The sequence below is a fragment of the Luteibacter sp. genome (assembly GCF_009912395.1).
In the GTDB taxonomy this organism is placed as follows: domain Bacteria; phylum Pseudomonadota; class Gammaproteobacteria; order Xanthomonadales; family Rhodanobacteraceae; genus Luteibacter.
In genome coordinates, this window is record NZ_WNDO01000001.1 from 434,949 (window position 1) to 442,983 (window position 8,035).

Below are 8,035 nucleotides of genomic sequence, written 5' to 3' on the forward strand. Positions count from 1 at the left end.
CGATGCTTTCAGCCCAAGGCCTGCAAAAGCGCTTCCGTGCGCGCCAGGTGGTCCGCGATTTCGCCTTCTCCATCCGCGAAGGCGAAGTGGTGGGCCTGCTCGGCCCCAACGGCGCGGGCAAGACCACCTGCTTCTACATGGTGGTAGGCCTGATCCAGGCGGACGGTGGCGAAATCAAGCTCGACCAACAGGACATCACGGGCCTGCCCATGCACGCGCGCGCCAAGCTCGGCATTGGTTACCTGCCGCAGGAAGCCTCGGTGTTCCGTCGCCTGAGCGTCGCCGACAACATCCTGGCGGTGCTCGAACTGCGCGAAGGCATGACGCAGAAGCAGCGCGAAGACGAACTGGAAAGCCTGCTCGACGAACTCAAGATCACGCACATCGCCGAACAGAAGGGCATCAGCCTTTCCGGTGGCGAGCGCCGTCGTGTCGAGATCGCCCGTGCGCTGGCCGCGCGTCCGCGCTACATGCTGCTCGACGAACCCTTCGCGGGCGTCGACCCCATCTCCGTCGGCGAGATCCAGCGCATCGTGCGCCACCTCAAGGAGCGTGGCATCGGCGTGCTCATCACCGATCACAACGTGCGCGAGACGCTGGGCATCTGCGACCGTGCCTACATCCTCAACGACGGCGTGGTGCTGTCGCGCGGTACGCCCCAACACATCCTTGCCGACGAAAAGGTTCGCGAGGTGTACCTGGGACGTGAATTCCGCATCTGATCCGACGCGTTTCCGGCCGGAATGCCCGTTCTTGCCGAATGCTGGCCGGGGGGCACGCAAGGGGTTACGATGGTTCCGGCACCCTGATCAACGCAAGGCATGAAACCCGGACTTCAGTTTCGCCTCCATCAGCAGCTCACGCTGACACCGCAGTTGCAACAGGCCATCCGCCTGCTGCAACTGTCGCAGCTTGAGCTCGAGGCCGAACTCCGCCAGATCGCGGAAGGCAACCCCCTGCTCGAGTTCGCCGAGGACGCCGAGCCCGAACCCGAACCCGCCGCCGAGGAAGGTTTCCAGGCGAACGAATTCACCCATCGCGACGAGGCGCCCGCCAAGGCCGCGAAGGACGACGATTCTGCCGCCCCGCCCTCGGACGAACACACCCCCGAATGGGGCGACGACGACCGCTTCCATGGCGAAGCCAGCGACTACGCTGGCGCCTCGTCGCGTGCCAGCGGCGGCGACGAGGATGGCTTCGAACCGCAGAACGCGGCACCGGAAAGCCTCCAGCAACACCTGTCATGGCAGCTGAATCTGTCGCAGTTCTCACCGCGTGAGCACGCGATCGCGACCGCGATCATCCACGCGCTCGACGAAGACGGCTACCTGCGTGATGGCGTCGACGCCGTGCAGGCCGCCCTTCCCGCCGAACTGGGCGCGAACGCCGAGGAAATCGAAGCCGCACGCCAGCGTGTGCAGCGCTTCGATCCCACCGGTATCGCCAGCCTCGACCTGCGCGACTGCCTGTTCTGCCAGCTGTCACAGTTCAGCGACGATACCCCGCATCGCGATCTCGCCATGCGCATCGTCAACGAAGAGCTTGAGCTACTGGCGCGCAACGACATCACGAAGATCGCCCGCAAGCTCAAGGCCACGGAAGACGAGGCTGCCACTGCCGCCGCATTGATCCGCTCGCTCGATCCGCGCCCCGGCGCCGCGCTCGATGCCACGCCGGTCGAGTACGTGGCGCCCGATGTCTACGCCCGCCGTGAGAACGGTCGCTGGCAGGTCAGCCTCAATGCCGACGCGCAGCCGCGCCTGGGCCTCAACCAGCATTACTGCGACCTCATCGCGCGTGCACGCGGCGACGACGCCACGTGGATGAAAGGCCAGTTGCAGGAAGCCCGCTGGCTGCTGAAGAGCCTGCAATCGCGCGCCGAAACGCTCACCAAGGTCGCCGAGGTCATCGTCCGCCGGCAGAGCGCCTTCCTCGACTACGGCCCCGAGGCCATGCACCCGCTGGTGCTGCGCGAGGTGGCCGAGGAAGTGGGCATGCATGAATCCACCATCTCGCGCGTCACCACGCGCAAGTACATGCATACGCCGCGCGGCACATTCGAACTGAAGCATTTCTTCTCCAGCGGCGTGGCCACGGAGGACGGCGGCAGCGCGTCCGCCACGGCCATCCAGGCCATGCTGCGCAAGCTCATCGGTGGGGAGGACCCACGTAAGCCCTTGTCCGACCAGTCCCTGGCCGAGGAACTGCAGCGCCGCGGCATCCAGGTCGCGCGGCGCACCGTTGCCAAGTACCGTGAGGCGCTTCGCATTCCCAGCTCAAGCGAACGCGTCCGCGCGGGTTGAACCGGCGCGGGGAACCCCCAGAGAGGTAACAGGTCCTACCGAAAAGATGCTTTCAAGGGATGGCACTCCGCCATTCCGATCTCGCTGCCCCAGGGGCGGCAACCTCAGCAAGAAGGAGGCGTCATGCAAATCCAGATCAGCGGCCAGCACATCCAGGTCACCCCCGCCCTCCGCGAACGCGTGGAGCAGCAAATCGGCCGCTTCGAACGCCTTTTCGACAACATCACCGGACTAGACGTCGTCCTCTCCGTGGACAAGGCCGAGCACAAGGCCGGTGGCACCCTGCACTGTTCGGGCACCCGGCTGCATGCCGAGGGTCACGCCCGCCTCCAGGACGGCACGATCAGCGATCGCATGTACGCCGCCATCGACGAGATGATCACCAAGCTCGCCGAACAGCTGAAAAAGCATAAGGAAAAGCTCAAGGATCACCACAACGCCGAGGGTCGCGAGGCCCGCGAGGCCAGCGCGGCCGGCTGATCGGCCCCTTCCGGGCCCGCCCGCGGTACCCCCGGGCGGACCCGCAGCACGCTTGATGGCACAATAGGCAGGCCGGCGCCCATGCGCCGGCTTCGTCTTCCTGATGGAACCATCGCGTGGAACGGCTCACCGCCAGACAACTCTTCGACGGAGTACACGAGCGCATGGCGCTGCGCTGGGCCGCCGGCATGCGCGGCGAGTCGCGCGTCCTGGAGCCCAACGCCAAGCAGAGCCGGCGTCCGTCGCTGGTCGGCTACCTCAACGTGATCTACCCCAACAAGGTGCAGATCATCGGTACCGAGGAGCTGAACTACCTCGACAGCCTGGACTCCCGCCAGCGCTGGGAAGCCATCCACAAGATCGCCGCCTACCAGCCCGCCGCGCTCATCGTCACGAAGGACCAGTCCGTTCCTTCCGACCTGCGCGAGGTCGCCGAGGAAACCGACACTCCGTTGTGGCAGAGCACCAAGCGCGGCCATGAGCTGCTGACCTACCTGCAATACCACCTCGCCCGCACGCTCGCCCCGCGCATCACGCTGCACGGCATGTTCCTCGAGGTGTTCTCCATCGGCGTGCTCATCACCGGCGAGCCGGGTTCGGGCAAGAGCGAACTGGCGCTGGAACTGATCAGCCGCGGCCATCGCCTGGTCGCCGACGACGCCACCGAATTCACTCTGATCGCCCCCGACGTCATCGACGGCGCCTGCCCCGAGCTGTTGCAAGACTTGCTCGAAGTACGCGGCCTGGGCGTGCTCAACATCCGCGAGATGTTCGGCCACACGGCGGTCAAGCCATCGAAGTACCTGCGCCTGGTGATCCACCTGAAGCCGCTGCGCAACGGCGAAGAAACCGACGCCATGACCCGCCTCACCGGCGATGTCAGCCGGCGTAACGTCCTCGATGTGGACGTGTCCAAGATCACCATCCCCGTCGCCCCCGGCCGCAACCTCGCGGTGCTGGTCGAGGCCGCCGTCCGCAACCATGTGCTCAAGAGCAAGGGCATCGACCCGGCACAAACCTTTATCGACAGGCAGGCGCACCAGATGCGCCGCTTCTCGCCCTGGTGACCTGACGTGAATGATGTCGTGATGCAACCTATCGTCGAACCCGACGCCATCCACCTCGTGGTGCTCACCGGCATGTCCGGGGGCGGCAAGACCGTCGCCCTGCGCGCGCTGGAAGACCTCGAGTTCTACTGCGTCGACAACATGCCCGCCGAGCTGATTCCCCAGCTGGTGGCTGCCGTCAGCCAGGGCGAACATGGCCCGCGCCGGCGCATCGCCGTGGGCGTGGACGTGCGCAACCGTCGCGTCGACCTGCAACGCATGCCCCACGTGCTGTCCGAGCTGTCCACGCTTGGCGTGCACGTGCACCTGATCTTCCTCGACAGCCGCGACGACGTGCTGATCAAGCGCTACTCGGAAACCCGGCGCCGCCATCCGCTGGCCGCCGAGCGCCTGTCGCTGGCCGACTCCATCGCCGAGGAGCGCCGCCTGCTGCGCCCACTGGTCTCCATCGCCGAAAAGGTGATCGACTCCAGTGACCTCAACGTGCACCAGTTGCGCCGCCTGTTCGCCACCGGCTACGCCGCCGCCAGCGACGGCACCACCCTGCTGTTCGAATCCTTTGCCTACCGCCGCGGCCTGCCGCCGGATGCCGACTTCGTCTTCGACGCCCGCTGCCTGCCCAATCCCCACTGGGACCCGCGCCTGCGGCCGTTCTCGGGCAAGGACCTGCCAGTGCGCGAATTCCTCGACGCCAATCCGCTGGTAGGCGAGTACTATGACGACGTCGCCCGCTGGCTGGACACCTGGTTGCCGCGCTTCGAGGGCGACGACCGCAGTTACGTCACGGTCTCGATCGGATGTACGGGCGGGCGCCACCGCTCGGTGTACCTGGTGGAGCGGCTGGCCCGGCATTTCCGTTCCGAACGCGGCAACGTACTGACTTTCCATCGCGAGCTAGAGTGACCATGACCCAGCCCCAGTTACAGCGAGCATCCGGGCGATGAGCGTCGGCGTCCTCCTCATGACCCATGAAGCGGTCGGCAAGGCCCTGATTTCGGCCGCCCACCACGTCATGCCCAAACTGCCCCTCTCGGTCGACGCCGTCGAGGTGCCGCCCAGTGCCGATCCGGACGTGATGCGCGGTCTCACCGCCAAGCACGCTCGCGATCTGGACACCGGCGAAGGTGTGCTGGTGCTGGCCGACCTCTACGGCGCCACGCCCTGCAACATCGGCCTTTCCCTTGGCGAACTGGGGGTTCGCCTGCGCTGCGTCTCCGGGCTCAACCTGCCCATGCTGCTGCGCGTCCTCAACTATTCGGAAAAATCGCTGCCCGAACTGGCCGAGATCGCGGCCACCGGCGGTCGCGGGGGGATCTTCATCGATCATGCTTGAACAGGACATCACGGTTTCCAACCGCCTGGGCCTCCACGCCCGCGCCTCCGCCAAGCTCGTCCAGCTCGTCTCCGGCTTCAAGTCGACGGTGCACCTCATCAGCAAGGGACGCGAAGTCAACGCGCAGAGCATCATGGGCGTCATGATGCTGGCCGCCGGACTCGGCACCCCGCTGGTCATCCGTGCCGAGGGGGCGGATGAAGAAGCCGCCCTCGCCGCCGTCGTGAAGCTGTTCAACGACAAGTTCGACGAAGGCCAGTGACCATGCACCACGCCATTCCCGAGAGGCCTTCATGAGACATGTGCTGACCGGTACGCAAGCCGCACGAGGCATGGCCCTCGGACGGGCGCGTCTGGTCCAGCCGAGCATCTTCGCGGTCGACACGAGGATGCTCGACGAGGCCGAGGTCGGCCCCGAGATCGAACGCCTGCACAAGGCCATCGACACCGCCCGCACCGAGCTGCATGAACTACGCGGCAAATTGCACGGCGCCCTCGCCCGCGAAGTGGGCGACTTCATCGACGCGCACAGCCTGCTGCTCAATGATGAGGAATTGCTTCGCGGCCTCGACGAACTGGTTGCGGTAGGCCACTACACCGCCAGCGCGGCCTTGAAGATGCAGCGTGATCGCCTCGCCGCCGTCTTCGACGCGATGAACGATCCCTACCTGAAGAGTCGCGGCGAGGACATCGATCAGGTCATCGGTCGCGTCATGTCCGCCTTGCAGCAACAGTCCAGTCGCGAGGAACGCAAGATCGCCTCGCGCGTCGGCGAGATCGTGGTGAGCGACACCGTCGCCCCCGCCGACCTTGCCAGCATGGCCGGACAGGGCCTGCTCGGCGTCATCGGCAGTGCCGGCAGTGTCTATTCGCACAGCGCCATCCTCGCCCGCAGCTTCAACCTGCCGATGCTCGTCGGCACGAAGGACGCCCTGGCCACGATCAACGACGACGACCTCGTACTGATCGATGGCGAGCACGGCGAAGTCATCGTCCATCCGACGGCGCAGGACCTCACCCGTTACCGCCAGTGGCAGCGTCAGGCCGCCGCCGAGGGCCGTCGACTGGCCGCCCTCGCTTCCGCGTCCACGCTCACCCGCGACGGCGCACATATCCGCCTTTACGCAAACGCCGAACTGCCGAGCGACATCACGCTAGCCCGTGCGCGCGGCGCCGATGGCGTGGGCCTGTACCGTTCCGAATTTCTGTTCCTCCGCCAGCGCGGCCTGCCTTCCGAAGAAGAACAGTTCGTGGCCTACCGCGACCTGGTCCTCGGCATGGGCGGCCAGCCGGTCACCATCCGCACGCTCGACCTCGGCGCCGACAAGGCCGACGCGGCGGGCCTCGCCATCCGTGGTGAGGACAACCCGGCGCTGGGCGTGCGTGGTATCCGCCTGTCGCTGCGTTATGCCGACATCTTCAGCGTGCAGTTGCGCGCGATCCTGCGTGCGGCCTGTTACGGCCCGGTGCGCGTGCTCATTCCGATGGTCACGCACGTCGGCGAACTGATCGCCGTGCGCACGCTGATCAAGAAGGCGCGCGAAACGCTGGCGACGCAGGGCCAGGAGCTGCCGGAGCGCCTCGACATCGGCGCGATGATCGAAGTACCCGCCGCGGCGATCGGCATTGGCCCGATTCTCGAAAAGGCTGACTTCCTCGCCATCGGCACCAACGATCTCGCACAGTACGTGCTGGCCGCCGACCGCAACAACGACGCGCTGGAAGGCATCTACGATCCGTTGCAGCCGGCGTTCCTGCGTCTTATCGCGCATGTGATCGCCGCAGGTCGCCGGGCGAAGAAGCCGGTGAGCCTGTGTGGCGAAATTGCGGGCGATACGCAGTTCACCGCCCTCCTCCTGGCCATGGGCCTGGAGGAATTCAGCATGCATCCGGGGCAGTTGCTCCAGGTGCGCGACCGCCTTGCCTCGCTCGACTGCAAGGCGTTGCGTCGTGCGGCACCGAGACTGTTCCGTGCGTATACGCGTGATGACGTGGAGGCGCGGTTGCTTGAGGTGGTGCAGGGGCAGGATGGGTGTCCGGATAGCCAGGTGGTGGGGCGGGGGTGAGGTTCGCTCTGCGCTTTGGGATCGGTTAACCGCGTTGCGGTTCGTGTTTTTTACGGCTTGCGCCGTACAGCCGCTTCGTAGGTTTGGCTCGCCTTCGGCATCGCGCGCGGCGCTCGGGCGTGGCGGGGGAGCCGTCGGGCCGCCGCCGGGGCGCGCCGGCTCCGCCGTCCCTCGGGAAAGGTTGGCCGCTGCGCGGCCCGTGTTTTATGGCTTCGCCCCTTCGGGCTCGGGCAGGTGGTCGAGGTTCCTCGACTCGGCATCCTGCCTCGGCGAGGAATGGCGGTCTTCCTGACCGCCACCGCTGCGCGGCCTTTTTCGCCCACCTACCCTCGGCTCCTCAAGTCGCGCCCCGGCGGCGGCCCGACGGCTCTCCGGACGGTGCGGCACCCTGGCCCGCTATCGCGGAACCACTGTAGGAGCGCGCTAGCGCGCGATCCGCGGCAGCGGCAATCTGGCCCGCTACGCGGGATCGCGTGCAAGCACGCTCCTACACGGGCTCTCGCGTTACCCACTCGTCGTCGCAACCCGCCGTTCTTCTGTAGGAGCGCGCTTGCGCGCGATGGGTGCTCGCGGCAACCTGGCATCGCGCGCAAGCGCGCTCCTACAGTTCGGGTTCCCGAGAAATGAACCACATCCAGATCGCGCCCAGCGTCGAGCCGATCAGCAAGGCGCCGGAGAATTCCAGCCAGTTATCCGGCCATTCGTATTGGTGGGGACGTAGATCATAGCGACCGGCGAAACTGCCTAACGCGAAGGCCGCGACGATAAAGGCGATCAAGGAAATCC

At 66.3% G+C, this 8,035-nt stretch carries 9 protein-coding genes; 8 read left to right on the plus strand and 1 reads right to left on the minus strand.

The genetic code is table 11. From position 1 onward, the window contains the following. Nucleotides 1–2: 2 nt before the first annotated feature. The 8 genes from lptB to ptsP all read left to right on the plus strand — a co-directional run bounded on the left by lptB (nucleotide 3) and on the right by ptsP (nucleotide 7,249). Nucleotides 3–722: an LPS export ABC transporter ATP-binding protein gene (lptB, locus tag GAK28_RS02215; RefSeq protein WP_291774442.1), complete on the plus strand. Its 720-nt coding sequence runs from the start codon at nucleotides 3–5 to the stop codon at nucleotides 720–722. A gap of 99 nt (nucleotides 723–821) precedes the next feature. Continuing rightward, a complete protein-coding gene (locus GAK28_RS02220) occupies nucleotides 822–2,303 on the plus strand; it encodes an RNA polymerase factor sigma-54 (protein WP_291774445.1) in 1,482 nt (493 codons plus the stop codon). 123 nt (nucleotides 2,304–2,426) lie between these two features. After that, nucleotides 2,427–2,783, plus strand: a complete 357-nt coding sequence (raiA, locus tag GAK28_RS02225; protein WP_291774448.1) for a ribosome-associated translation inhibitor RaiA — start codon at nucleotides 2,427–2,429, stop codon at nucleotides 2,781–2,783. A 116-nt stretch (nucleotides 2,784–2,899) separates the two neighbouring features. Continuing rightward, nucleotides 2,900–3,850: an HPr(Ser) kinase/phosphatase gene (gene hprK, locus GAK28_RS02230; protein ID WP_291774451.1), complete on the plus strand. Its 951-nt coding sequence runs from the start codon at nucleotides 2,900–2,902 to the stop codon at nucleotides 3,848–3,850. A 21-nt stretch (nucleotides 3,851–3,871) separates the two neighbouring features. Continuing rightward, entirely contained in the window at nucleotides 3,872–4,753 is an 882-nt protein-coding gene (rapZ, locus tag GAK28_RS02235) for an RNase adapter RapZ (RefSeq protein WP_291774454.1), read from the plus strand. A 37-nt stretch (nucleotides 4,754–4,790) separates the two neighbouring features. Then, the gene (locus tag GAK28_RS02240; protein ID WP_291774458.1) at nucleotides 4,791–5,183 is read left to right on the plus strand and encodes a PTS fructose IIA subunit family protein; all 393 of its coding nucleotides are present in this window, start codon (nucleotides 4,791–4,793) and stop codon (nucleotides 5,181–5,183) included. Then, nucleotides 5,176–5,445, plus strand: coding sequence for an HPr family phosphocarrier protein (locus GAK28_RS02245; RefSeq protein ID WP_291774461.1), 270 nt, complete (start codon nucleotides 5,176–5,178; stop codon nucleotides 5,443–5,445). The genes GAK28_RS02240 and GAK28_RS02245 overlap by 8 nt, the downstream gene beginning before the upstream one ends. Before the next feature lie 31 nt (nucleotides 5,446–5,476). Then, nucleotides 5,477–7,249, plus strand: coding sequence for a phosphoenolpyruvate--protein phosphotransferase (gene ptsP, locus GAK28_RS02250; RefSeq protein ID WP_291774464.1), 1,773 nt, complete (start codon nucleotides 5,477–5,479; stop codon nucleotides 7,247–7,249). A gap of 601 nt (nucleotides 7,250–7,850) precedes the next feature. Here ptsP and GAK28_RS02255 read toward each other — a convergent pair. After that, nucleotides 7,851–8,035, minus strand: a 185-nt coding sequence (locus GAK28_RS02255; RefSeq protein ID WP_291774467.1) for a hypothetical protein, incomplete at its 5' end; no start/stop codon positions are given.

Coding starts and splice junctions, on each gene's coding strand:
- rapZ (WP_291774454.1), top strand. CDS start 3,872: ATGCAACCTATCGTCGAACCCGACGCCATCCACCTCGTGGTGCTCACC.
- lptB (WP_291774442.1), top strand. CDS start 3: ATGCTTTCAGCCCAAGGCCTGCAAAAGCGCTTCCGTGCGCGCCAGGTG.
- ptsP (WP_291774464.1), top strand. CDS start 5,477: ATGAGACATGTGCTGACCGGTACGCAAGCCGCACGAGGCATGGCCCTC.
- GAK28_RS02220 (WP_291774445.1), top strand. CDS start 822: ATGAAACCCGGACTTCAGTTTCGCCTCCATCAGCAGCTCACGCTGACA.
- GAK28_RS02240 (WP_291774458.1), top strand. CDS start 4,791: ATGAGCGTCGGCGTCCTCCTCATGACCCATGAAGCGGTCGGCAAGGCC.
- raiA (WP_291774448.1), top strand. CDS start 2,427: ATGCAAATCCAGATCAGCGGCCAGCACATCCAGGTCACCCCCGCCCTC.
- GAK28_RS02245 (WP_291774461.1), top strand. CDS start 5,176: ATGCTTGAACAGGACATCACGGTTTCCAACCGCCTGGGCCTCCACGCC.